Origin of the sequence: Actinomadura luteofluorescens (assembly GCF_013409365.1) — a bacterium.
Lineage (GTDB): Bacteria > Actinomycetota > Actinomycetes > Streptosporangiales > Streptosporangiaceae > Spirillospora > Spirillospora luteofluorescens.
The window spans coordinates 9,154,126-9,178,428 of sequence record NZ_JACCBA010000001.1 but is presented as its reverse complement, the minus strand read 5'-3'; the positions used below and the strand labels follow the sequence as shown (position 1 = coordinate 9,178,428).

Annotated in this window: 17 protein-coding genes; 6 read left to right on the top strand and 11 right to left on the bottom strand. The window is 73.6% G+C overall.

The window, feature by feature from the left end; all coding sequences use genetic code 11:
- Positions 1-45: 45 nt before the first annotated feature.
- Positions 46-834, top strand: coding sequence for a class I SAM-dependent methyltransferase (locus tag BJY14_RS42195; RefSeq protein WP_179848712.1), 789 nt, complete (start codon positions 46-48; stop codon positions 832-834).
- Here the strand turns inward: BJY14_RS42195 and BJY14_RS42190 are convergent.
- Together BJY14_RS42190 and BJY14_RS42185 are read right to left on the bottom strand one after the other, a co-directional pair.
- Entirely contained in the window at positions 809-1,582 is a 774-nt protein-coding gene (locus BJY14_RS42190; protein WP_179848711.1) for a class I SAM-dependent methyltransferase, read from the bottom strand. The two genes, BJY14_RS42195 and BJY14_RS42190, sit on opposite strands and share 26 nt — an antisense overlap.
- Positions 1,583-1,623: 41 nt before the next feature.
- Positions 1,624-2,625 (bottom strand): aldo/keto reductase, encoded by a 1,002-nt coding sequence (locus BJY14_RS42185; RefSeq protein WP_179848710.1) that lies wholly within the window; start codon positions 2,623-2,625, stop codon positions 1,624-1,626.
- A 289-nt stretch (positions 2,626-2,914) separates the two neighbouring features.
- Between BJY14_RS42185 and BJY14_RS42180 the strand changes: the two genes are divergently transcribed.
- Both BJY14_RS42180 and rfbB read left to right on the top strand, forming a co-directional pair.
- The gene (locus tag BJY14_RS42180) at positions 2,915-4,252 is read left to right on the top strand and encodes an acyltransferase family protein (RefSeq protein ID WP_218905841.1); all 1,338 of its coding nucleotides are present in this window, start codon (positions 2,915-2,917) and stop codon (positions 4,250-4,252) included.
- An 89-nt stretch (positions 4,253-4,341) separates the two neighbouring features.
- Positions 4,342-5,355, top strand: coding sequence for a dTDP-glucose 4,6-dehydratase (gene rfbB / locus BJY14_RS42175; RefSeq protein ID WP_179848708.1), 1,014 nt, complete (start codon positions 4,342-4,344; stop codon positions 5,353-5,355).
- Here rfbB and BJY14_RS42170 read toward each other — a convergent pair.
- Positions 5,339-6,745 (bottom strand): metallopeptidase TldD-related protein, encoded by a 1,407-nt coding sequence (locus tag BJY14_RS42170; RefSeq protein ID WP_179848707.1) that lies wholly within the window; start codon positions 6,743-6,745, stop codon positions 5,339-5,341. The genes rfbB and BJY14_RS42170 overlap by 17 nt on opposite strands.
- Positions 6,742-8,250, bottom strand: coding sequence for a TldD/PmbA family protein (locus BJY14_RS42165; protein ID WP_179848706.1), 1,509 nt, complete (start codon positions 8,248-8,250; stop codon positions 6,742-6,744). Before BJY14_RS42165 ends, BJY14_RS42170 begins: the two co-directional genes overlap by 4 nt.
- Positions 8,251-8,480: 230 nt before the next feature.
- On the opposite strand from BJY14_RS42165, the gene BJY14_RS42160 reads away from it, so the two are divergent.
- Genes BJY14_RS42160 through BJY14_RS42150 form a run of 3 tightly spaced genes read left to right on the top strand, consistent with a single transcriptional unit; the run spans position 8,481 to position 12,450 of the window.
- Positions 8,481-10,070 (top strand): CoA-transferase, encoded by a 1,590-nt coding sequence (locus BJY14_RS42160; protein WP_179848705.1) that lies wholly within the window; start codon positions 8,481-8,483, stop codon positions 10,068-10,070.
- 28 nt (positions 10,071-10,098) lie between these two features.
- Entirely contained in the window at positions 10,099-11,175 is a 1,077-nt protein-coding gene (locus tag BJY14_RS42155; protein ID WP_218905840.1) for a methyltransferase, read from the top strand.
- A 51-nt stretch (positions 11,176-11,226) separates the two neighbouring features.
- Entirely contained in the window at positions 11,227-12,450 is a 1,224-nt protein-coding gene (locus BJY14_RS42150) for a cytochrome P450 (protein ID WP_179848704.1), read from the top strand.
- 36 nt (positions 12,451-12,486) lie between these two features.
- Here BJY14_RS42150 and BJY14_RS42145 read toward each other — a convergent pair whose 3' ends face one another.
- The 7 genes from BJY14_RS42145 to BJY14_RS42115 all read right to left on the bottom strand — a co-directional run bounded on the left by BJY14_RS42145 (position 12,487) and on the right by BJY14_RS42115 (position 23,993).
- Positions 12,487-13,173, bottom strand: coding sequence for an NADPH-dependent F420 reductase (locus BJY14_RS42145; RefSeq protein WP_179848703.1), 687 nt, complete (start codon positions 13,171-13,173; stop codon positions 12,487-12,489).
- Entirely contained in the window at positions 13,170-13,640 is a 471-nt protein-coding gene (locus BJY14_RS42140; protein ID WP_179848702.1) for an acyl-CoA thioesterase, read from the bottom strand. Before BJY14_RS42140 ends, BJY14_RS42145 begins: the two co-directional genes overlap by 4 nt.
- Positions 13,637-19,264 carry a type I polyketide synthase gene (locus BJY14_RS42135; protein ID WP_179848701.1) on the bottom strand — a complete coding sequence of 1,876 codons (5,628 nt, stop codon included), beginning with the start codon at positions 19,262-19,264 and terminating at the stop codon, positions 13,637-13,639. Before BJY14_RS42135 ends, BJY14_RS42140 begins: the two co-directional genes overlap by 4 nt.
- Positions 19,261-20,298, bottom strand: a complete 1,038-nt coding sequence (locus tag BJY14_RS47580) for an RnfABCDGE type electron transport complex subunit D (protein WP_218905839.1) — start codon at positions 20,296-20,298, stop codon at positions 19,261-19,263. Before BJY14_RS47580 ends, BJY14_RS42135 begins: the two co-directional genes overlap by 4 nt.
- Positions 20,295-22,241 carry an FG-GAP repeat domain-containing protein gene (locus BJY14_RS42125; RefSeq protein WP_179848700.1) on the bottom strand — a complete coding sequence of 649 codons (1,947 nt, stop codon included), beginning with the start codon at positions 22,239-22,241 and terminating at the stop codon, positions 20,295-20,297. The genes BJY14_RS47580 and BJY14_RS42125 overlap by 4 nt, the downstream gene beginning before the upstream one ends.
- A gap of 4 nt (positions 22,242-22,245) precedes the next feature.
- Positions 22,246-23,202: a DUF1702 family protein gene (locus BJY14_RS42120; protein WP_179848699.1), complete on the bottom strand. Its 957-nt coding sequence runs from the start codon at positions 23,200-23,202 to the stop codon at positions 22,246-22,248.
- A 206-nt stretch (positions 23,203-23,408) separates the two neighbouring features.
- Positions 23,409-23,993: an LmbU family transcriptional regulator gene (locus tag BJY14_RS42115; RefSeq protein WP_179848698.1), complete on the bottom strand. Its 585-nt coding sequence runs from the start codon at positions 23,991-23,993 to the stop codon at positions 23,409-23,411.
- Between the last annotated feature and the right edge of the window lie 310 nt (positions 23,994-24,303).

Genomic DNA, 24,303 nt, shown 5'->3' with positions numbered 1-24,303 from the left:
TTACTTAATTTATATATAGCACCTAGCGGTGGGAAGGGAGACCCCGTGCCCGCCTCGGAGCGCGACGCCGCCTTCGGCCCGGAGCACGCCGAGGTCTACGAGCTGACGTACCGGCACCGCGGCAAGGACTGGGGCGCGGAGGCGGCGGAGGTGACGCGGCGCATCCGCGCCCACCGTCCCCGCGCGCGGTCCCTTCTCGACGTCGCCTGCGGCACCGGGGCCCACCTGGAGGCGTTCCGAGCGGGCTTCGACCATGTCGAGGGCCTGGAGCTCTCGCGCGCGATGCGCGAGCGGGCCGTGCGGCGGCTGCCAGGGGTGACCGTGCACGACGGCGACATGCGGGGCTTCGACCTCGGCCGCGCCTTCGACGCGGTGACGTGCCTCTACACCGCGATCGCCTACCTGCCGACCGTCGCCGCCATGCGCGCCGCGGTGCGGGCCATGGCCGGCCACCTCGTCCCCGGCGGGGTGCTGGTCATCGAGCCCTGGTGGCCGCCGGAAAGGTTCATCGAGGGGTTCGTCGGGGCCGACCTGGTGCGGGACGGCGACACGGTCGTCGCCCGGGTCTCCCACTCGACCCGGCGGGACCGGGCCGCGCACATGGACGTGCGCTGGACGGTGGGCCGTCCGGCGGGCGTCCGCGCGTTCCGCACCGTGGAGACCTTCACCATGTTCACCGCGGACGAGTTCCGGGCGGCGTTCCAGGACTCCGGATGCGACGTCGAGCACGAGGAGGCCGGCCTGAACGGCTACGGCCTGTTCGTCGGGGTCCGCCGCGGCCGGCCCGAGGCCCGGGAGGCCGCGGACGCTACTCGCCCCAGCGCAGGTACGTGATGGGCGGCTCCCGGCCGGGGAGGGTGCGCAGCGCCACCCCGTCCAGGCCGACGGCCTCGCGCAGAGCGGCCGTCTCCCCGGGCCACTTGGAGTAGGCGATCTCGTCGAAGGCGAGCACGCTGCCCCTGGTCAGATAGGGCCGGATCGCCTCCAGCGCGGCGCGGGTCGGCGCGTGGAGGTCGAGGTCGAAGTAGGCCAGCGCGATCACGGTCTCCGGGTTGTCGGCGAGATAGCGCGGCAGGGTCTCGCGGACGTCGCCCTGGACCACCGCGGTCCGCCGCACGTGCGCGAAGGGCTCGCCGGACTCGTGCGCGTCGAGCACCTCGCGCAGGTGGTCGGGGTAGCCCTCGCCCACGGCGAACCGGCCGGCCACCGCGCCCGGCCCGGCCCTGTCGACGTCGGCGACGTCGGGGAAGCCGGTGAAGGTGTCGAAGCCGATGACGCGCCGCACCGAGGTGTACGGCTCGTGGCACCCGCGCAGCGCGGTCAGCGTGGCCAGGTGCCGCCCGTGGAGCACGCCGAACTCCATGATCACGCCGGGCACGTCGAGGATCATGCGGTACAGCGCGTCCATGCACAGCAGATCGGTGAGCTGGTGGCGCCGCAGGTACAGCGCCAGGTTGTCGATCAGGTACTCGGCGGGGATCGGGGTGTCGCGCAGCAGCCGGGTGAGCCGCTCGCGCACGTCGCGCTCCTGGTCCGACTCGCGTGCCAGCGAGCGCGGGTCCCGGTGGTTCGGTGCGGTCACCTGTCTCGTCCTCCCAGCGGCAGAGATCGCGTAAGGCGGGGTCAGCTCATCCACGCGGCGGGCGCCGGCCCGCCCCGGCCGACGGGCGGGAAGAGGGCGTCCAGCCGGTCGGTCTCCTCCTCGGTCAGGGGCTTGTCCAGCGCCCTGACCGCGCCGTCGACGTGGTCGGGGGTGCGCGGGCCGATGAGCACCCCGGTCACCCCCGGCCTCGCGAGCGTCCAGGCGAGGCCGACCTCGGCGGGGTCCCGCCCGATGTCCGCGCAGAACCGCTCGTAGGCGGCGATGGCGGTCCCGTGCTCTTTCAGCGCGTCGACCGCGCGCCCCTGCGCGGACTTGACCGCGGTCCCCTCCGCCTTCTTGCGCAGCACGCCGCCGAGCAGGCCGCCGTGCAGGGGCGACCAGACCAGCACCCCGAGCCCGAGGGCCGCCGCCGCGGGGATCACCTCCAGCTCCGCGTGCCGGGTGACGAGGTTGTAGACGCACTGTTCCGAGGCGAGCCCCGGGACGCGGCGGCGCGCGGCGGTCTCCTGGGCCAGGGCGATGTCCCATCCGGCGAAGTTGGACGAGCCGACGTGCCGGATCTTGCCCTGGCGGATCAGCAGCTCCATGGCCAGCCAGATCTCGTCCCAGGGGACCGAGCGGTCGACCTGGTGCATCTGGTAGAGGTCGATCCGGTCGGTGTTCAACCGGCGCAGGGAGGCCTCGCACGCGGCGACGATGCGCCGCGCCGACAGGCCGCGGTCGGCCGGGTCGTCGCTCATCGGGCTCCCGACCTTGGTGGCCACGACGACCTCGTCCCGGCGGCCCGGGCGCGCCGCCAGCCAGCTCCCGATCACCTCCTCGGTGTGGCCCTTGTAGACGCGCCAGCCGTAGATGTCGGCGGTGTCGACCAGGTTGAGGCCGTTCGCCAGCGCGTGGTCCAGGAGGCGGTGCGCGTCGGCCCCGTCGACGCGGCCGCCGAAGTTCACGGTGCCGAGGCCGAGGCGGCCGATCTCCAGGCCGGTGGAACCCAGCGACGCGCGGAACTCTCCGGGGTGGGGCATCGACCGCCTCCTCAGGCTCTCGATCGGCCTTTCACGATACTAGTTATTCAAGTCAGATTCCCCTATGTCGCCTACTATCGCGTTCTACGACGCCGATGCTATCGTTTTCTCAAGTGTAGGACCTTTGGCGGGCATAGGCGGTCCACATGGGCCCGAGGGCGGTGACGGGGAACGCGCGGCTCTGCGGGCGGCACCGGCCTGCCGGCCGGCCTCGACGGATCGTCTGATCCGATCCGCTCTTCGCCTCGACCCGTCGAATCCAGGGTCGCGCGAGATGGGAGAAACGCCCATGGTAACGAAGGCATCCGGCGGGGATGCTGTGGGAGCCGCCGCACCCGACCCGGCATCGGACCGGCCTCGGAAGTTCATCCCGGAACTCGAAGGACTGCGCGGCGCCGTCGTGCTGCTCGTCGTCCTCGGCCACACCGGAGTGGCGACCAGCGTGCAGGGCTGGAGCTACATGCACTCGACCGGCAACGGCGTCTGGGCCATCATGCTGAACCGGGTGGCGGTCGCCTTCCCGATCTGGTTCGTGATGACCGGCTACCTGCTGTACCGCGCGTTCGCGCTGTACACGCTCACCGGCGAACGGAAGCCGAACGTCAAGCGCTACTTCTGGCGCCGGGCGCTGCGGATCCTGCCCGCCTACTGGGTACTGACGATCACCGCTCTCCTCGTGCTCAACCGGGACACCGTCCACGGGGTCTGGGAATGGGTCCGCCCGCTGCTCCTCCTGCAGATCTGGGAGAAGGGCGCCATTCCCATGGGAATGATGCACACCTGGAGCAACGCCAACGACTTCCTGTTCTACCTGGCCATGCCCGCGTTCGCATGGCTCCTCCACCGGTACGCGCGGCGCGCCGAATCCCACGAGGCCCGGGTGAAGCGGCTGCTCGTGCCGCTGGCCGTCCCGGTGTTCATCGGCTTCGGCTTCTTCACCTGGCTCCATTTCCCGCAATTCCGGGACGACCCGATGAAGCTGTGGCCGACGCAGTACTTCTGGCCGATGAGCTACATGGGCTGGCTCTCGGTGGGCATGATGCTGGCCGTGCTGTCCGCCGCCGCGGAGACGCGCCCCGACGCGGTGCCGCGGGTGTACCGCCTGATCGGCCGGCATCCGGCCAAACTCTGGCTGGGGGCGCTGCTCATCTTCGTCCTGGCCTGCCTCTCCCCGCTCGCCGACTACCGCCTGGTCGACTACGTCGCGGCGCCGGCCGCGGCGGCCGACTACTGGCTCTTCCTCGCCTTCTCCGTGGCCGTCTTCGCGCCGCTGACCGTGCCGGGCGTCCGCTTCCGGCTGGCGGGCCTGATGCTGGACAACTCGCTGCTGCGGTTCTTCGGCCGCATCTCCTACAGCGTCTACCTCTGGCACATCTTCGTGTACGCCAAGTTCGTCGGGCCGCTCTTCGCCCCCGAGATCGGCGGCTACTGGGAAGTCCTGGGCGTCGAACTGGCGCTGTGCGTGATGGTCGGCTACGCGAGCTACATCGTCGTGGAGAAGCCGTTCCACATGCTGCGGCCGCGCCTGGGCAAGGCGCCGGTCGAGCTGAGCGTCGCCGTCAGCACTCCCGCCGAGACGCCCGTCCGGGCCGAGGCGGTGCGCGCCCCCCGGGACGCGCAGGCCTGATCGACGCTCGCGGCGGGCGGGACGATGCCCCGGCACGTCCCGCCCGCCGCGGGCGTGCCACCACCAGCGAACGCCGAGGAGGCGGGGCGATGAGACTCCTGGTCACCGGGGGCGCCGGTTTCATCGGCTCGGAGTTCGTGCGGGCGACGCTGCGCGGCGAACTGCCGGGCACGGCGGGCGCGCACGTCACCGTGCTGGACGCGCTCACGTACTCGGGCAACCCGCGGAACCTGGCCCCCGTCGCCGGGCATCCCCGCTACCGGTTCGTGCACGGCGACACCTGCGATCCGGACGCGGTCGACGCGGCCGTGGCCGGGCAGGACGCGATCGTCCACCTCGCCGCCGAATCGCACGTGGACCGCTCGATCGACACCGCCACCCCCTTCGTGCGGACCAACGTGCTGGGCACGCAGAACATGCTGGAGGCGGCCCAGCGGCACGGCGTCGCCAGGTTCGTGCACGTGTCGACCGACGAGGTCTACGGGTCGATAGCCCGGGGGGCGTGGGCGGAGGACGCTCCGCTGCTGCCCAACGGGCCCTACGCGTCGGCCAAGGCCGGGTCGGACCTGCTGGCGCTGGCCTGGCACCGGACCCGCGGCCTCGAGGTCGTGGTCACGCGGTGCACCAACAACTACGGCCACTACCAGTTCCCCGAGAAGGTGATCCCGCTGTTCGTGACCAACCTGCTCGACGGCGGGCGGGTGCCGCTCTACGGCGACGGCCGCCACCGGCGGGGGTGGCTGCACGTGTCGGACCACTGCCGCGCGCTCGACCTGGTGCTGCGGTCCGGCCGCCCGGGCGAGGTGTACCACGTCGGCGGCGGGAAGGAACTGTCCAACGAGGACCTGACGGCCCTGCTGCTGGAGGCGTGCGGCGCCGGCTGGGAGAGGGTCGACCACGTCCCCGACCGCCAGGGGCACGACCGCCGGTACGCGCTCGACACCACCAAGATCGAGGAAGGGCTCGGCTTCGTCCCGCGCGTGCGCTTCGAGGACGGGCTGGAGGCGACCGTCGAGTGGTACCGCGCGAACCGGGCCTGGTGGGAGCCGCTGAAGGCCGGGCTCCGGGAGGCGCCGGGGCCGATGCTCAGGTCGCCTCGCTGACCGCCGACATCGTGTAGTCCGCCACCCGGAGCGCGGGCATGGCGGTCCGGGGCGTGGAGTCGTCCCTCTCCCTGGGCAGGGCCCGCTCGGTGCGGCCGATCTCCGTCACCCGCCCCAGCAGGTCCACCGGGCTCTCGTTGAATCGGAAGTTGTTCGCCTCCCCCACCACTTCGCCGTTCTCGACCAGGTGGACGCCGTCGCGGGTGAGCCCGGTGAGCAGCAGGGTCCGGGGGTCGACGTCGCGGACGTACCACAGCGAGGTCACCAGGAGCCCGCGCCTCGTGGTCGCGACCATCTCGGCGAGCGACCGGCCCTCCCCCGGGCCTTCCAGCACCAGGTTGCCGACCTGCGGCGTGACCGGGAGCCCGGTGAGATCGGCGGAGTGGCGGGTCTGGACCAGGCCGGTCAGGACGCCGTCGCGGATCCACTCGGTCGCTGAGAGCGGCAGCCCGTTGTCGAACACCGAGACGGTGTCCGCGAACACCTGCGCGACGTCCGCGGAGCCCCGGGCGGTGACGAACGGCGCGCACCGGAGTCCCGGCTCGTGCGGGTCGCTCCGCAGCGTGAGCGGCGCGCGGGTCAGGCGCTCGCCGATCCGGGTCCCGCCGTCCGGGCCGCGGAACACCGTGCGCGCGTCGGCGGCGTCCTTCGCCCCGGCGGCGCGGTACAGCCGCAGCATGAGATCGGCGACGCAGGACGGGGACAGCAGCACCTCGTAACGCCCGGCGGGGAGTTCGACGCGCCTGCGTCCCCAGCCGAGCCGCGTGCTGAGCCCCTCGTACATGGGAAGCGGATCGATCTCGCCGAGGTCGGCCGCCCCGGTTCCGCTCCACGTCGAGGCGGCGCCGTCCTCCGTCTTGGCGGTCAGGTCCACGACGCCCGCGGTCTGGACGTGCCGCAGCCGGAGCCCGGTGGAGGACGCCAGCCAGGTGGTGTGCCGCCGCTGCTCGGCGTGACCGTACAGGAGGCGGCGCTCCATGCGGGCCCGCTCGAACGTGGCGGCGAGGCCGGTGGCGAACCGGGCGAGGACGTCGGCCGAGGCCGTGGGCGCGGCCTCGGTCCAGTCCGGCGACGCGGGCACGGCGTCGCCGGTCAGCAGGGGGCGCGCGTCGGCGGCGGGCGTCGCCGTGCGCGCGGCGCGTTCGGCCGCCGCCACGACGGCGCGCACCGCGTCCTCGTCCACGGCGCCGCGGTGGGAGACGACGCCGGCGGCGGTGCCCCGCGCGTCCGAGCTGACGGCGATCACCGTCAGCCTCGTGTCGGCGGTGAGAGCGCTCGACGTCAGCGCGTTGCCCGCCCACCGCGCGTGCGCGGTGGAGGCCTCGTCGACGATCGCCACGTAGGCGTCGGCGTCCTTGCCGGCCTCGACGGCCAGCTCCGCGAGCGTCACGGCAGCCCCTCCGCACCGGTGTCGATGACCTCGATCCCCGTGAACACGGCCGCGGGGCAGCCGTGGCTGGCGGCGGCCACCTGCATCGGCTGGCCCTTCCCGCACAGGTCGGCGCCGAAGAGCCGGTAGGTCTCCTCGCCGCCGAGCGCGGTCAGCGCCGACCAGAACTCCGTCGTGGAGGCCTGGTAGGCGACCCCGCTCAGCTGGCCGTCAAGCCTGCCGTTGCGGATCCGATGGCATCGCTGGGCGGTCATCTGGAAGTTCTGGCGCCGCATGTCGATGGACCAGCTGTCGGAGCCGGCGAGGTAGATCCCGTCCTCGATCCCCGCGATGAGGTCGGCGGTGGACGGCCCGCCGGGCGCGGGACGGAGCCCGACGTTGGGCATCCGCGGCAGCGGCACGTGCGTCGCGGACTCGGCGAACGAGCAGCCGTTGGAACGTTCGAGGCCCGCCAGGCCCGCGGTGCGCCGGTCGTGCTGGAAGCCGGTGAGCACCCCGTCGCGCACCAGGCTCCACGACTGCGCCGCGACCCCCTCGTCGTCGAAGCCGACCGTCGCGAGGCCGTGCTCGGCCGTGCGGTCCGCGGTGACGTTCATCAGCGGCGAGCCGTACCTGTGCGAGCCGAGCCCGTCCGGGGAGAGGAACGTCGTGCCGGTCGAGGACGCCTCGTGGCCCAGCGCGCGGTCCATCTCCGTGGTGTGGCCGACCGACTCGTGCACGGTCAGCCAGAGGTTGGAGGGGTCGATGACGAGGTCGTAGCGGCCCGGCCGCACCGGGCGGGCGCGGAGCTTGGCGGCGAGGTGCGCGGGCAGCTCGGCCAGCTCGCGCTCCCAGTCCCAGCCGTCGCCGGACAGGTACTCCCAGCCCCGGGCCGTCGGAGGCCCGAGGGTGCGCAGCGTCGCCGCCCCGCCGCCGCGCGGGTCCGACCCCTGCGCGAACAGCAGCGGATGGACCCGGACCCGCTGCTGGGCGGTCACCGTGCCCGCGAGATCGGCGTAGAACTTGTTCTCCTGGACGAGCGTGAGGAAGGCCAGCACGTGGTCGACCTCCGGCGCGGCGAGCAGCCGGCGGCTCCAGCCGGCCATGAGCGCGATGCGCTCCTCCTCGGGCACCTCGAACGGATCGACCCGGTACGAGGAGATCCACGTCGCGGCGGGGTGGACCGGCTCGCCGACCGGCTCACCGGAGCCGCCGCCGATCGCCGAGCACGCGCGGGCGACGGCCACCGCCTGCTCGGCGGCGCCGGCGGCGGCCCGGGGCGTCAGCTCGGGGGCGGCGGCGAAGCCGGGGACGCCCCGATGCCACAGGCGCACGGCCAGCCCCGTGTCCGTGGCGTCCTGTCCGCCACCGAGGACGCCGTCGCGCAGCAGCAGCCGGGCCGTGCGGACGCGGTCGAGGCGGAAGGACGCGTGCTCGGCTCCGAGCTCGGCCGCGCGGGCGAGCGCCGCATCGGCCAGCGCGTGCAGGGGAAGGGCGGAGAACGAGGCGTCCAGACCACGTCGCACGCTGCCTCGCTTTCCACGCCTCCGGCACGTCCTACTAGAAAAACATATTGTCTCGCGATCGAAAAGGCCGACCACCGACACCGAAAGCTGCGAGTGATGCGGGGATCTCCATTCGCCGATCTGGGAGATAACTATAGTTTTTGATAGTATTGGTTCTTGACGCCGTCCGGTCGGAGGGAACCACGTCCGCGACGGGACGACCGGGACCGGTGCGACGCCGAGGGGACGCGATGGACGATGTCGCGGCTGCTGCCGTGGGGGGCAAGGTCTGTGACGCGGCGACCGCGGCGGCCCTCGTCGGGGACGGGCGGTCCGTCGCGAGCACGGGCGTCATCGGCTGGATCACGCCCGACGCGGTGCTGCGCGCGATCGGCGAGCGCTTCGAGCGGCTCGGCTCCCCCCGCGACCTGACCTTCTTCTTCCCCTGCGCCACGGGCGACGCCATGGACATCGGCGGCATGGACGGCGTGGCCCGCGAGGGGCTGATGCGCCGGATCGTCGCCGGCTCCTACATCAATCCGCGGCACCCGCGCACCGGTACCCGCCCGGCGCTCACGGAGCTGATACGCGACGATCGGATCGAGGCCTACAGCTGGCCGATCGGCGCCGCCATGCACTGGCTGCGGGAGGTCGCGCGGCGGAGCCCGGGGTACCTCACCCGCATCGGCCTCGGCACCTTCGCCGACCCGCGGCACGGCGGCGGCCGCCTCACCGGGCGGGCCAAGGACGACCTGGTGGAGGTCGTCGAGCTGCGCGGCGAGGAGCTCCTGCTCTACCCCACCTGGCCGCTGGACGTGGGGATCATCCGGGCCAGCAGCTCCGACGCCCAGGGCAACCTGTCCTTCGAGGACCTGCCGCTCACCTCCGCCGCCCTCGCCCTCGCGCTCGCCGTCAAGGCGAGCGGCGGCACCGTGATCGCGCAGGTGTCCCGGATCGTGCCGCGCGGCTCCCGGCCCGCGCGCGAGGTGCAGGTGCCCGGCGCGCTGGTCGACCGCGTCGTGGTCGCGGCGGGCGAGCTGATCGGGACGGAGGTGCGCAACGACCCGGGGTACCTGCGGCCGGTGCCGCACCCCGTCGAGCGCCTCCCGCGCCTGCGGCCGGGCCCGGGCAAGGTCATCGCGCGCCGTGTCGCGCGGGAGATCCGCCCGGGCGAGACCACGATCCTCGGGTTCGGCGCCGCGTCGAGCGCGATCCTCGCGATGGCGGAGGACGGCGCGTTCCACGACGGACGGCTGGGCGACTACACCTTCACCACCGAGCACGGCTCCTTCGGCGGCGTCGTCATGGGCGGCTGGCAGTTCTCCGCCAACTACTCCCCCGAGGCGCTGGTCGACGGCACCTACCAGTTCGACTTCATCGACGGCGGCGGCTGCGCGCTCGCCGCGCTCTCCTTCGCCCAGCTCGACGCCGCCGGGAACGTCAACGTCAGCCGCTTCGCGGGCACGAGCCCGGGCGGCGGCGGATTCGTCGACATCGCGCACAACGCGCGGCGGATCGTCCTCGGAGGCACCCTCACCACCAAGGGCCTCGACGTCTCCTGCGACGGCGGGCGGCTCGACATCCTGCGGGAAGGCGAGATCCAGAAGCTCGTGCCCGAGGTCGACCACATCACCTACGCGGTCCGCGCCGGTCTGGAGCGCGGCCAGCGGGCCATCGTCGTCACCGAACGCGCCGTGTTCGAGATGACCGCCGAAGGACTCGTGCTGACGGAGGTGGCGCCCGGCGTCGACGTCCGGCGGGACGTCCTGGGGCAGATCGGCTTCCCGGTCCGCACCGCCGCCGGCATCACCACCATGCCCTCCGAGCTGTTCCGTCCCTAGCCGCGCACCGGGGAGATCGATGAACCGAATGGTCACGCCTGACGAACCGCACGGCCGACGCTCCGGGGACCCCGCACGGCGGCGCCACGACGCGGGACCCGTGTCGGCGGCGGCGGACGAGGCAGTCCCCGCGCTGTGGGCGATGGCCCAGCTCGCGACCCCGATGGCGGTGCGGGTGGCGGCGACGCTGCGCATCGCCGACCACATCGCGTCCGGGCTGCGGACCGTGCCCGAACTGGCGGAGGCCGCCGGCGCCGACGCCGACGGGCTCGCCCGGCTGATGCGCTACCTCGCGGTGCGCGGCGTGCTGAGCCGGGACGACTCCGGCCGGTACGCGCTGACCGCGCTGGGCGAGCCGCTGCGCGACGACCATCCGGGCGGCCTGCGCGCCTGCCTCGACGTCGAGGAGGGCGGCCGCGCCGAGCTGTGCTACGTCGAACTGCTGCACAGCGTGCGCACGGGCGAGCCCGCCTACCCGCGGCGCTTCGGCCTGTCCTTCTGGGACGACCTGGCCGCCGAGCCCCGCCACGAGGCCGCCTTCCGCGCCGTGCTGCGCCCGGGCGGCGCGGACCGGGCGCGCCGGATCGCGTCGGCCTACGACTGGGCGTCCCTCGGCCGCGTGGTGGACGTCGGCGGCGGCGACGGCACGCTGCTGGCCGCGCTGCTCACCGCGCATCCGGGGCTGCGGGGCGTGCTCGTCGAGCGGCCCCCCGCCAGCGACGCGGCGCGAAAGGCGCTGGCCGCGGCGGGCGTCGCCGACCGCGCCGAGGTCGAGGCGGGCGACATGTTCGGCCCGCTCCCGCCGGGCGCCGGCGGCTACGTGCTGTCCCTGGTCGTCCACAACTGGGCCGACGACCCCGCGCGCGCCATCCTGGCGCGCTGCGCGGAGGCGGCGGGCGCGGACGGCTCGGTGTTCGTCGTGGAGAACGTCGGTCCGGACGGTTCCGGGCCGACCGGGCTGGACCTGCGGATGCTCGCCTACTGCGGCGGGAAGGTGCGGTCGCTGCCGGAGCTGTCCGCGCTCGCCGCCGAGGCCGGACTCGGCGTCGCCGCCGTCCACCCCGCGGGAGCGGTGTCGATCGTCGAGCTCCACCCCGGCAGGTGACCGCCGCCGCGACGCGGCGACCACGAGGAATCTCGCGGAAGGGACGAGGCGATGGCGACGGGCACGATGCGGCCGCGCGAGGCGCTCGCGGCGCTGGTGGGCGAGGGGCTCCGGGATCCGTATCCCCTGTACGAGGAGCTACGGGCGCACGGCGACCTGGTGCGGATCAAACCGGGGGTGATGGCCGCCGTCGGGTACGACGAGTGCGACCGGGTGCTGCGGGACCCGCGGCTGCGCGTCCAGGACGGGGACAGCTTCGACCTCTTCTACCCGGCGTGGCGGGCGCATTCCTCGCTGCGCGCGTACACCGACTCCATGCTCTACAGCAATCCCCCGGCGCACACCCGCCTGCGGCGCCTGCTGCGGGGAGAGTTCACGCCCCGGCGGGTGGCGGGCTACGAGACGGCGATCGAGCAGATCACCGACCGGCTCCTGGACTCGCTGGCGGAGGCGGGCGCGGGCGGCGCGCCGGTCGACTTCATCGCCGGGTTCGCCTCGCGGCTCCCGATCGCGGTGATCAGCGGGCTGCTCGGGGTGCCCGAGCGCGACCAGGCGTGGTTCCGGTCCATCGCGGCCGACGTGACGACCGCCCTGGAGGGGATCACGAACGCCTCCAAGCTCGCCCCGGCGGACGCGGCCATGGACGACCTGGCCGTGTACTTCGACGAGCTGATCGAGCGGCGCCGCCGCTGCCCCGAGGCGGACCTCGTCAGCTCCCTGGTCCGGGTGCACGACGACGGGGGCGGGCTCGAACGCGACGAGCTGGTGGGCAACATGATGCTGCTCCTGACGGCCGGGTTCGAGACGACGAACTTCTTCATGGCACACGCGCTGCTCCTGTCCTTCGAGCATCCCCACCTGGCCGACCGTCTGCGCGCCGAGCCCGGCTTCGCCTCCGCCTACGCGGAGGAGGTGCTGCGGTTCGAGCCGCCGGTGCAGGCGACCAGCCGCTGGGCAGGGGCCGACGTGGAACTGCTGGGGACGACCGTCCCCGCGGGCACGAAGGTCGTCGCCATCCTGGCGGCCGGCAACCGGGACCCCCGGCGCTTCCACCGGCCCGACCGCTTCGACCCTGACCGCCCCTACACCGCGCCGCTCACCTTCGGCGCGGGCGGCCACTTCTGCCTCGGGGCGCCGCTGTCGCGCCTGGAGGCGCGGATCGCGCTCCCCCGGCTGCTGCACCGCTTCCCCCGCATCCGGCCCGCCGGAGAGCCCGTCCGCCGCGACTCGTGGGTGGGACGCGGCATCGACCACTTCCCGATAGCGATCGACTAGACGCTCAGCGAGCAGAATCCGGTCGTGATCTCGAAGCTACGGCCTCGCCCAGGTGGCTTCGCATGCAATGAGACGAAGCAACCGGAACCCGACGGCATCGCTCGGTCCGGGCTGCTTCTCAAGACGCATGAGCAGCTGCGCGAGCGCTTCGATCCAGCGGCTGCCGGGAAGGCCGCCCGCGTCGGCGACGTCGAGTCCGGCGGGCTCGATGATCGACCGGACCGCCTGCTTGGCGCGGGGATCGTCTCCGGCGATGGGGACCGTCAGGGTGACGCCGCCCCGCGCGACGCCGGCGAGCTGCCGTGCGGAGAGGCAGTTGAACGCCTTGACCACCGCGCCGCCGGGCAGCAGGCGGGCGATCAGCTCGGCGGCCGAGCCGTGGCCGAGCAGGTCGTGGCCGCACGGGTTGGACATGTCGATGACCGGTTTGCCGACCACGTGGGCGCGGATGCGCGGTGCGATCTCGGTCTGGATGGCGGCGAGGGGGCTGGCCAGGGCCACGATGTCGGCCTCGCGGGCCACCCGTTCCAGGCCGCCCGCCCCGGCGCCCGGCAGCCGTTCGGCGAGTCCGCTCGCGGACCGGCCGTCCCGGCTGGCCAGCAGGACCGGCCGCCGCTGGGCCGCGAAGGTCTCCGCGAGCGCCGTGCCCATCCGCCCGCAGCCGACGATGCCGATGACCGGCGCGCGGGCCTCCGCGCCCGCGGCGGGTTCGCGGAACCTCATCGCGGCGACGTCTCCGGACGCGGGCGGCCGGCTCCCCGCGGATCCGGCGCGTAGGCGTCGAGGGCGGCCCGGAGCTCGCCCGGGACCTCGACGGTGGTCAGGCCGTCCTCCGCCCTCAGCGTGCACGAGACGGTCTGCTCACCGCGCGCCACGAGCCGGGCCGGCCCATCGGTGATCCGGTAGTACTCGAAACCCATGGTGATCTGCGAGAAGTCCATTCCCACGAGGGACATCCGCACCGACACGGTGTCGAGCGCGTAGAGCTCGGAGAAGAACTCGCACGAGCACGACGAGGTGACGAGCGCGAGGTCGCCGTTCAGGCGGGCCACGGTCTTCGGTGCCTTCTCCGCGAGGAACAGCTCCCGGCACGTCCCCTGCCAGGACAGGTAGTTCGTGAAGTAGACGTTCCCCACCAGGTTGGTGTCGGCGAAAGTCACCCGGTGCCGGTATTCGAAGTACGCCTTCACGAGGCCCCCTTGACGGGGATCGCCATCGCCACCGGCCCGGCTTCGCCTTCGACGGAAAGGACCACGGACACGATGTCCGCGCCCCCGGTCTGAAGGACCACCCATCCGTTCTCGTAAACCCCTTGGACGGTGAGGCCGGGCGGGCCCGGCGGCCCGGACAGGCAGGCGCCGACCGTCTGGAGGCGGGTCCGGATCTGCTGTTCCGGCTCGCCGGCGAGGCGGCCGAGCCGGTCGGCGAGACCGTTCCAGTGCGCGGGGGGCTCCGGCGCCGGATCGGAGGTCCGCGCACACGCGACGGGCTCCCCGTCCACCAGCACGGCCCAGGGCCCGCCGTTCGCTCGGCCGGAGGTGCGGTCGCGGTCCGGCCCGGCGGCCTCGACGGCCAACCGGATGTCGCGCTCCGGGAGCAGGGCGTTGAGCGTGCGCTGCAGGTAGGGCCCGACGAGAACCGGCCGCAAGGTCGTGACCGGTAGCGGGCCGACGTCGCGAAGGCGAAGCCCGCTCCAGCTCACGACCGGCCGGCCGGAGCCGTCGCGCACGACCACGTCGTAGGTGTAGTCGGCGCCGGAGTGCTCGCGCTCGACCGCGGCGAGCGTCAGCTCGCCCTCTCCGGCCCCGCTCCGGTGGACGGCGAACCGCGCGCACCCGACCGGCAGCAGCCGCCGATGCGGGACGCACCCCTGGAGGACGTGGATCGAGGCGTCATTGCGGGCGGGGTCACCGAACAGGAGGTCCGCTGGGAGGCCCTCCCCGAACCGCCAGGGCCTGTCGCCGTCCAGCACCGCCGTGCAGGCGGTGGCCTCCAGGTGGGTGTAGCGGCGGAGCCTGCGGAAGCGCCGGCCGTGGAAGAACAGCGGCCCGTACATGTCGTCGCCGGTGTGGGACGGCACCGGCGCCGTCCCGGCCGGGATCTCCGGGGGCCCGGAGTCCGCCGAGGCGACCGTCCCGGTGAAGTGATCGACGGCGAAGCCCGTCTCGTCGCTGCGCACCGCGACGTCCACGTCCCCGTCCTCGCGGACGAGCGCGCATACCCGGACGGTGCGGGTCCCGTGCTCGGGGACGACCACGGGACGGTCGAAGCGGGAGTCCGCCACGCCCGCCACGGGACGGCCGGTCAGCGCGGCCGCCGCCTGGGCCATCGCTTCGAGCACGCACACCGCGGGCAGCACGGCCACACCGTCGATGCGGTGGTCGTCGAGGTAGGGGTCGGCGGACAGGCTCAGCTCGGCCTCGGCCACCAGTTCGACGCCCGGGGTCCACGCGCGCACCCGCCGCAGGAAGCGGTGCCCGTCCAGGGCCTCCTCCCCGGCGCGGCCGAGCTGCGGCAGCCGCCCGCTGATCACCATGGAGTGCGACGGCGGCCGCGCCTCGGCCGCCCGGGCGAGGAGCTCGGTCCCGCGGTCGGGGGCGACCGGCGCCACGCCGGCGCGGGCGAGGTCGTCCAGCACCTTGAGCCGCTCGCCCATGCCGACTCCCGACCAGACCGTCCAGTCGAGGTTGGCGACCCGGCAGTCCGGCAGGTCCCGGGCGAGGGTCCGGACCAGCTCCCGCATGCGGCCGTTGGCCAGGGCGTAGTGCGCCTCCCCGGCCAGGCCGAAACGGCCGATCACGGAGCCGAAGGTGAGGAGCAGCCGCAGGCCCCCGGCGTCGACGGCGCCCAGGAGCGCACGGAGCCCGTGGTGCTTGGGCGCCGCGTGCTCGGCCCAGGCGGCGCCGATCTCGCCGAACCGCGCCGGGCGGTTCAGGCCGCTGGCATGGATCACTCCTCTGACCGGTCCGAGCCGGTCGACGATCGCGGCGACGCCGCGGTGGAGCGACTCCGGGTCGGTGACGTCCGCGGGCTGGTAGCAGAACTCGACACCGGCCTCCCGCAGCCTGGCGAGGTTGTCACGCAGCTCGGCGTCGCCGTCGGGCCCGCTGCGCCCGATGAGTCCCAGCCGCACTCCCCAGCGCCGCGCCAGGAAGCTCGCGCTCGCGAAGCCGATGCCCTTCCCGCCTCCGGTGACCACGAGCACGTCCCCGGCGGACAGCGGAGGCGCGGCGTCCGGCGCCCGTCCGGTCTGCGCGGGACCGGCGGCCCGGTACGCGGGGGTGCCGATGCGGCCGTCCTCGTCCACGACGATCTCGGCATGGCCCTGCCACGAGGCCGCGAGCAGGGCGCCGATCGCGTCCGCGGGGGCGGCCTCCAGGGCCCGGATCCAGCGGACCGGCAGGGAGGGGTACTCGGCGGCGATGGTGCCCGCGAAACCCGACGCCGTGTCCCCCGAGTCGACGACGGTGAACGGCGCCCCGGTGTCCACCGCGAGGTGGGCCGCTTCGAGCAGCGCGTCGATCGCGCGGTCGTCAGGGTCCTCGGGGAGGAACGCGACGACCGCCGGGCGAGCGTCCTGCTCGGGGAGGGCGGTCAGGCGCGGCTCGACGAGCGCGCGGAGCCGCCCGCCGCCGAAGACGCGCCAGGTGCAGGACGCGGGCTCGGCGTCCACCTCGACGGGACGGGTGAACTCGACCAGCACCCGATGCCATTCGCGGACGCCCTCCGGCGGCCCCTGCGAGCCGGTCTCGCCTTCCGCGGCGGGCAGCTCCTCGATCGCCTGGACGAACGCGCCGACCGTGGCCTCGGCGAACAGCGGCGGGGCCGCCGGCACGGCCCGGCGGGTCCGCTCGGCGGCCTCGGCGGCGAGCTGGACGACGCGAAGGGAGTTGAGGTGGAGGTCGCCGAGGAGCCGGTCCCCGTCGCCGATCACATCGGGAGGAAGCTCCAGCGCCTCGGCGATGAGCCCGCGCACCACGGAGGGCACGTCGGCGTCCGCTCCCGGCGGCGCTTCCGCCGCCGGCGCCGCGGCGGTGGCGGGGCCGGCCGGGGCCGCGGCGTCCGGCACGGGACGGCCGGACCGGACGTCGAGGCCGTCGGCCGGGGCGCTCTCGCAGGGATTGGCGAGGAACTCCGGATCCCGCCAGAGGTCGAACGGGCGGTGGAAGCGCTCGGCGAAGAGCGCCGTGAGGTCGGAGACGGCGCCGACGGCGAACAGCGCGGCGGTGGCGTCGCCGAGCGCGGCCGCCGACCCGGCGCCCGCGTCGAGCGTGCGGACCGGCACGTCCGTGACCGACTGGGCCATCGCCGCGAGGGTGTGGCCGGGGCCGGCCTCGACGAGCAGGTCGCAGTCGGCGGCCAGGAGCTCCAGCGCCTCGCGGAACCGCACGGGCGCGGTGAGCTGCCGGGCGAGCAGCGCGCGGACGTCGTCGGCCGCGGTCAGCTCGCGGCCGGTGATCGTGGAGTAGACGCGGCCGGGAGGTCCGGCCACCTCCAGATCGGCGAGGTGGCGCGCGAGCACCGGCTCGGCGGCGGCGACCGCCGGGGAGTGGAAGGCGTGGCTGACCCGCAGCCTTCCGGCGGTGATCCCCTTCGCGCGGGCCCGCTTGACGACGCGGTCGACCTCGGTGAGGGGGCCGGCGACGACCTGGACGGCGCCGTTGTCGGCGGCGATCACGAGGTCGGCGTCGTCGATGAGCTCGGTGACCGCGCCGGGTGGCGCGGCGAGGGAGGCCATCCCGGTACCCGCCTCGGAGTGGTCGGCCATGATGCGGCCGCGCCTGGTCACCAGGTGCAGGGCGTCCCGGCGGCTCAGCGCGCCGGCCCAGTGCAGGGCGGTGATCTCACCGAGGCTGTGCCCGACCGCCGCGGCCGCCGCGACCCCGAGCCGGTCGAGCCAGTGCAGCGCCGCCGTGGAGGCGCGGAAGACCGCGGGCTGGGCGACGGCGGTGTCGACCGGGTCCTCCGGGAGCCCTCCCTCGAAGCACTCCCCCGTCTCGGGAAGGACCACGCCGAGGGCCCCGGCGCGGTCCCGGACGGGCGCGCCCTGCCCCGGGAACAGCAGCCCGACCCGGCCCGGGGCGCCACGGCCGACGTAGACGCCGGGCCGGGCGGCGAGTCCCTGCGCGCCGAGCCCGGCGAGGAGCTCGCCGGCGCGTTCCGCGCGCGCGGACAGCTCCGCGGGGTCCCGGGCGACGATGGCGGCGCGCACCGGCGCGTCACCGTGCGCGCGCTCCGCGAGGGCGGCGGCCAGGTCGGCGTGCTCGGCGAACGACATCGTCGCCGCCCGCGCCGCCACCCGTTCCAGGACTGCGGCCAGGTCGGCCTGCGTGTCGGCGGAGAGGGCGAAGACCTCGCAGTCGAGCGGCTCGCGCGCGACCCGGCGGTCCCGGGTCGCCAGCCGCGCCGTGGTGCGGCGGACGTCCGCGGCCTCCAGGACGACGTGGGTGTTGATGCCGCCGAAGCCCATCGCGCTGACGCCGGCCCGCAGCGGGGCGTCCGGCCAGGGCTCGGCCTCGCGGACGACGCGCAGCGGCGCGCCGGGCTCGCACAGGAGCGGGTGGGGCTCGTCGCATCCGGTGGTCGGCGGGATCACCTGGCGCCGCAGCGCCAGCGCCGCTTTGATCAGCCCGGCGGCGCCGGCGGCCGCCTTCGTGTGCCCGATGTTGGCCTTGATGGAGCCGAGGGCCGCCGGCCGCGGCCTCCGCCGGCCGTCGTGGATCTCGGAGAGGGCGTGCAGTTCGGCGCGGTCGCCGACCTCGGTGCCGGTGCCGTGGCCCTCGAACAGCGCCACCGTCTCCGGTCCGAAGCCCGCGCGCGCGTAGGCGCGCTCCAGCGCGAGCCGCTGCCCGGACACGTCCGGCCGGGTCAGTCCGCCGTTGCCGTCCGAGGACATCCCCCAGCCCTTGATGAGGGCGATCGGCCGCCGCCCGGCGGCGGCCGCGTCCCCGGCGCGCATCAGGGCGACCATCGAGCAGCCCTCGCCGGGCAGGAAGCCGGTGGGCCGGGCGTCGTACACCCGCATCGCCGAGCCGGCCAGCGCGCCGAGCCGGGAGAACCCGACCAGCTCGAACGGGTCGAGGCTGAGGTCGACGCCGCCCGCGAGCGCGAAGTCGAGATCGCCGTCGCGCAGGTAGGTGCAGGCCGTGATGACGGCGAGCAGGGACGACGAGCAGGCGCCGTCGACCGTGTAGCCCGCGCCGCGGAAGTCGAAGTGGTTGCACACCCGGCCCGCGATGGCGTTGGCCAGGCCGCCGACGAGGCTCTCGTCGTTGGGTTCGGCGAACGGCTCCTTGTAGGACGCCTCGACCTCCCGCAGGAGGCCGCCGAGTTCCTCGGCCTCCCAGCCGCGCGCGGCGAGCGCCGAGACCAGGTTCCTGCGGACGTAGGGCCAGCGCAGCCGCATGAGCGCCGCCCGGCTGAACTCGCCGGTCAGGGTGTTCCCGAGGATCACGCCGACGCGCCGGCGGTCCAGCCCGCGCCCCTCGGGGTGGCCCGCGGAGGTCAGCGTGTCCCCGGCGACGTCCAGGGCGAGCCAGTGCGCGAGGTCGGTCACCCGGTACGCCGGCCCGGGCACGCGGTGGCGCGAGCGGTCGAAGGACCAGCCGTCGAGGACCGCCGCGTACCGCAGATCGGTCGTGTCGGGTCCCCCCGCCGGGTCGCCGTAGTCGCCGAGGTCGAGGCGCTCGCGCGGGAGCGGCCGGAACGCCCGCCGCCGCGCCATCACCGTCTCCCACAGCTGCTCCGGGGTGGCGGCGTCGGGGTGGCGGCACCCGAGGCCGACGACGGCGATCGCGTCGCTCACGACGGTCACTTCGCCTCCTCGCCGGTCGCCAGCACGCTCCCGCGGGCGGGCGCCGGGCGGGGCACGGACCGCGGCTCGGATCCGGGTCCGGCCGCGGGCTCGGATCCGGGCGCCGCCGGGCCCGCGGTGGCGCGCTGCCGCACGTCCATGATCGCCAGGGCGGCGCCGCGCAGCACGCACACGATGACGAGCGCGAAGAACAGTCCGTACACGACGTGGAGGTGGACCAGGAGCGCGTACACGAGGGCGGTCGACGCACCGAAGACGACCTGGTTGCGCGGCCGCACCGGCGTGGTCCCCGGGTCCGTGATCATGTAGTTGGTGAACAGGACGAACGCGACGCCGGTCATCGCGAGCAGCGCGCTGAGCGTCGCCGTGCCCTCGATGGGGGTCCGGATCAGCGCCTGGAGCGCGAAGACGCCGACCCAGCCGAGGATCAGGGGCATCTTCCCGGTGAGCTTGGCGTTCAGCATCGTCCCGGCCGCGAGGATGAGCGCCGGGATCGCCACGTCGAGCGGTCCGCCGACCCACTCGGTGAACTGGTACGGGGGCGCGATCCCGACCCAGGGGAACAGCACGAGGACGACCGCGATGCCGAAGTTGGAGGGGTTCAGCACGTGCCGCGGCCGTCCGCCGATCCGGACCCTGACCAGATACTTCGAGGCGACGGCCACGATGACCGCGAAGACGACCGGGCCCAGCCTCGCGTTGGCGTAGAGGAGCATCGCGCAGGCCAGCGCGGTGATGTGGGCCGGCATCAGGAAGTTCACGAAGGCGACCGGCCCGCCCGCGTACTTCACCGGCCGCCGCGTCGCCCAGGCGTCCAGGGTCTCCAGCCCCAGCTCCATCACGTACGCGACGGCCATCGCGGCGAGCGGCGTCGCCCATGACGGCTCGAACCCGAGGACCGTGTGCCCGAGGATGTTGAAGACCGTGATCGAGATCGCGAACCGGCGCAGCGCGACGATCCGCGGATCCTTGGCGGGCCTGGCCGGGGCGGCGGGCGCCGGGCCGGTCGTGCTTTCCGCGTTCGCCGAGTTCACGAGTCCATCTCCCTGATCGAACCGTCGGGGCCGAGCAGCATGCTGTGCCAGCCCGGCGTCGCCTGGACCTTGCCGGTGTGCCGGTTGCCGCAGGAGTCGCGCCAGGTGACCGTGACGGGGACCGGCGCCGCGGCCCCGTCCAGCGCGAACAGCAGCTCCGGCGAGGAGACGCCGGCATGGCCGTTGGCCGGATACACCTGGCCCGTCCGCTGGCCCTTGGCTCCGGAGTCCAGGACGACCTTCGCGCCGATCGCCGGCACTCCGGACGAGCCGGCCCGCAGCGGCGCGGCGGAACCGCCGGGCCGCGCTTCGCATCCCCCGGACGGGCGGAGGAGCCTCAGCCCGAGATAGGGCCGCTGCGCACTGCGGACGTTGCGGTAGAGGTGCGACTGACCCCACTGGTTCGCGACGGCGAAGTCGAGCCGCCCGTCGTGGTCCACGTCCGCGAGCGCGATGCCCCGCGACACCCCGCGGTCGGCGACGCCGAGCCGACCGGCGACGTCGTGGTACCGGCCGTCCGAGCCGCGCACGAAGAACCGGTTGGGGTTCCTGCCGGAGATGTCGTCCTTCTTCTGCACGTTGGGCCACAGGCGCGGGTGCGCCAGGACCTCGTCGTTGGACATCGCCAGCTCCTGCAGCTGCGCCCAGCGGTTGTCCTTGCCCTCGACGAAGCCGGTGGCCTGGATGATCTGGTCGCGCCCCTCGCCCGCGAAGTCGCCGGCCTTGATGTCCCAGCCCCAGCCCGAACGGGACAGCCCCAGCCGCTCGCTGTGATCGTCGTAGTACGCGGGGCCGTCCGGCCCCACGACCTTCTCGCGGGTGCTCACCCAGGCGAAGTTGCTCTCCAGGAGCCCGTACTCCTGGGTGATGTTGCTGACCAGGATGTCGGGCACGCCGTCGGCGTTGATGTCGGAGAACCCCACGCCCATGCCCTTGAAGGAGTCCCTGCCCAGCTGCATCGACTTCGGCGTGGTGAGGTGGCGCACGCCCTTGAGGAGGCGGAGCTTGATCTTCCCCGGCCGGGACTCGTTGTAGAGCAGGCGGTCCGGGCCGAAGTCGTTGGCGTAGTACAGCTCCGGCAGGCCGTCGCCGTCGAGGTCCTGCGTCCCGATCGCCAGCGTCCAGCCCCTGGCGACCTCGTAGGAGAAGGGTCGGCGCTCCTCGCCGTAGACGGCCGAAGGACGGGCGCCGCCCTGCGCGGACCGGAACCGCAGGACCCGGTTGACCCCGCCGTTGACGCCCGCGGACATCGAGCCCTGCATCTGCAGCTCGCTCTGGCGCGCCGTCGGGTCGAGGACCCGTGCCCGGTCCGGGAAGTAGTTCCCGACCAGGATGTCGGTGTGGCCGTCACCGTCCAGATCGGCAAGCGACACGGCGTTGGTGTTCCACACCTTGTAGGGGCGCACCAGCTCCTGCGCCGCGAAGGCGTCGCTCTTGCCGAGCGCCGCCGGAGTGCGCAGGAACAGCACCGGCGAACGGCCCCAGTAGTAGACGAGGACGTCCATGCGGCCGTCCTCGTTGTAGTCGCCGGGCACGCACCCCATCGGCGCCATCGTCCTGTCGTACGGCAGGCCGCGCGGAGCGAGGCTCGTCGCGGGGAACCGCGCCCCGGTGCCCGGCGCGGGGGTCAGCATGACGCTGTCGTCGCGCGGATCGACCAGGCAGACGTCGTCGGCCCGGCCGCCGCCGTCGATGTCGGCGAGCGCCACCGCCGCGCCGACCGAGGAAATCCAGTGGTCGATCCCCTTGTAGGCGGGGGCGACCGTGCGTATGTCGCGCGGCGAGGCCGTGCCGTTCAGCGGCTGCCGCTGGAAGGCGAACCGGCTCGCCAGCCGTTCGTTCTCCGCCCGCGCCACCGACGGAAGCCGGGCGTTGTACCAGCCCGCCACGATGAGCAGCGCCGCGCAGATCGGGGCCAGCCACACCCGAATCCTTCTGGTCATGCCCTCACCCCTCGTTGTGCTTCCGCCACGCCTGGCGCACCCTCGCGCGCCAGACCTCGTAGCCCTCCGGGCCGCCGCCGCACCGCTCGGCGGTCACCGCCGCCTCGTCCGTCCACGCCGCGGCGACCGCGGGGGCGGCTCCGGTCAGCGTCTCGATCGCGGCCGCGGACCGCTCCGGCACCTCCAGCGACACCACGTGCGCCTTCGCCGCGAACGCGGCGCCCTGCGCGATGTGCTCCTCGAAGCCCGCGGCCCGGTCCAGCAGCTCGCCCAGCCGCTCCGGGGACAGCGCCCCGGTGTACGCCGCGGCCAGCCCGATGCCGGCCCACACGTCCGACCGGCGGGCGGCCGGGAAGGCACCGATCGTCTCGGCCACTCCGGCCGGGTCGCCGCCGGCGTAGAACCACAGCGCCCGACCGACGCCCTGATCACGAATTGTCCGCATATTTCCGCGCGCCGGCCGCTCGACCCAGTGCCGGACCAGCACCCGCCGGGACTTGAAGAAAGCCTGGTGGAAACCCCATCCGTCCCATACGAGCCAGCGCAGCAGTGGCCGCCCGAAGCGAATGCCCGTCCACGGATGCAGATGCGTGCGCGCGTACGCCCAGCCGACTCCGACGTGGATCAGGTGGATGTACCGCGCGCCCGGCCCTTCGGCCAGCAGGCGCACCCTGCGGCCCCCCGAGAACGTGGCCAGGTCGACCAGGGCGACGCCCATGGCCGCGCCTTCGAAGGCGAATCCGCGTAGATCGTGCGGCAGTGCCGTGAAATCCAGGCTCGCCGGATCCGCGCCGAGGGCGGTGTTGAATCCGGTGGCGAAACTCTGCACCACGTCCGCCAGCCGGGCACGAGCCTGCGGATCACCCGGCGGAAAACCCAGGCGCCCGACGTCGAGGGTCTTCGGATCGATTTCCAGGAAGCCGCGCAACGGCGGCGTCAGCAGATTCCCTACAGCGGCCATTCCAACCCCACAGTGGCAATACTGACCGGCGGCGTTCAGCCGGGGAGTTTTCCGCCGTGCCGGCGGCGACCGCCGTGGCCATCGGCCGGGGCGGTCTTATGGGGCAGCGTCGCCGAAAGACGACCGACTAGCGCCCCAGCAACTTCCGCGCAGTGCGTATGAGCGGCCTTACGCCCTTCTACTCATACACGCGGCAAGGCGAAAAGTCACGCCTCTTCTTCGTTCTTCGCGACGGCCTCGTCGAGCTGGCCCGCGGCCTGGTCGAGAATGACCACAATCCATTCCGCCAGGCTGAGCTCCATCGCTTCCGCGGCCTCCTGCCAGCGGCGTTGGCGCTCAGCGAGCACGTCGATGCGAACGGTAGCCTCGACCGGCTTCTTGCCGTCGCCGCCGTTGCGAATTCCGCGCAGGCGCTTTCTGAGCTCTCTTCTCGTCCAGCCCAGTTCCGCCGCCTGCTGCAGCCAGTGCTCCTGTTCGGATGGCGGGAGTGCGGCCACCTCGGCGTGGTGCTGGAGACTGAGTTGGTCCCGCCGGCGGGACCTCGGGATGCGGCGCGCGATCCAAGCGTAGTTCTTGAGTGTCTGGTAGTCGAGCGAGGTGGCCTCGATGGCCATCCGGTACCGGTTCGGGTAATGCCGCTCTCCGTAGATGAGCCAGTCGCCGAGCCACCAGCGCGAGCAGTCCGAAATAAGGGATATCTGGCGTCCGATCCGCTGCCATGTCTCAAAGGGAAGGCGAGGGGGCAGCTCCAGACCGCTCCGCCGCGGCCTCGCCGACTGGTCGAGGACCATTCTGGCCGCGGAGACCCGGTTTGCCTCTTCTATGGGGGACCGATGAGGCGATGTGTAACGCTGCCCATTCCCGGAGCCGGACACGAATATCCTCCCGAACAGTCGCCAGACGCTGCATTTTTACCGCTTCAGGTCACAGGCTGGAGAAAAATATTTCGACCACGGCTTCTACTGGTCCCCTTGGCCGTGGCGCATGCGAATTCCCGGCAGACTTGATTTCGGCCCCCTCTGATCGCCCACCACCGGCGGCCGCCCCCCTCCGATCGCGCCTAACGCCCGTCGGCCGCCCACCTGCGATCGTCTCCAGCCT

What these genes read in the sequence shown, in the direction of transcription:
- BJY14_RS42185 (WP_179848710.1), bottom strand. Translation starts at nt 2,625, where the DNA reads ATGCCCCACCCCGGAGAGTTCCGCGCGTCGCTGGGTTCCACCGGCCTG.
- BJY14_RS42180 (WP_218905841.1), top strand. Translation starts at nt 2,915, where the DNA reads ATGGTAACGAAGGCATCCGGCGGGGATGCTGTGGGAGCCGCCGCACCC.
- rfbB (WP_179848708.1), top strand. Translation starts at nt 4,342, where the DNA reads ATGAGACTCCTGGTCACCGGGGGCGCCGGTTTCATCGGCTCGGAGTTC.
- BJY14_RS42160 (WP_179848705.1), top strand. Translation starts at nt 8,481, where the DNA reads ATGGACGATGTCGCGGCTGCTGCCGTGGGGGGCAAGGTCTGTGACGCG.
- BJY14_RS42155 (WP_218905840.1), top strand. Translation starts at nt 10,099, where the DNA reads ATGGTCACGCCTGACGAACCGCACGGCCGACGCTCCGGGGACCCCGCA.
- BJY14_RS42150 (WP_179848704.1), top strand. Translation starts at nt 11,227, where the DNA reads ATGGCGACGGGCACGATGCGGCCGCGCGAGGCGCTCGCGGCGCTGGTG.
- BJY14_RS42145 (WP_179848703.1), bottom strand. Translation starts at nt 13,173, where the DNA reads ATGAGGTTCCGCGAACCCGCCGCGGGCGCGGAGGCCCGCGCGCCGGTC.
- BJY14_RS42125 (WP_179848700.1), bottom strand. Translation starts at nt 22,241, where the DNA reads ATGACCAGAAGGATTCGGGTGTGGCTGGCCCCGATCTGCGCGGCGCTG.
- BJY14_RS42120 (WP_179848699.1), bottom strand. Translation starts at nt 23,202, where the DNA reads ATGGCCGCTGTAGGGAATCTGCTGACGCCGCCGTTGCGCGGCTTCCTG.
- BJY14_RS42115 (WP_179848698.1), bottom strand. Translation starts at nt 23,993, where the DNA reads ATGGTCCTCGACCAGTCGGCGAGGCCGCGGCGGAGCGGTCTGGAGCTG.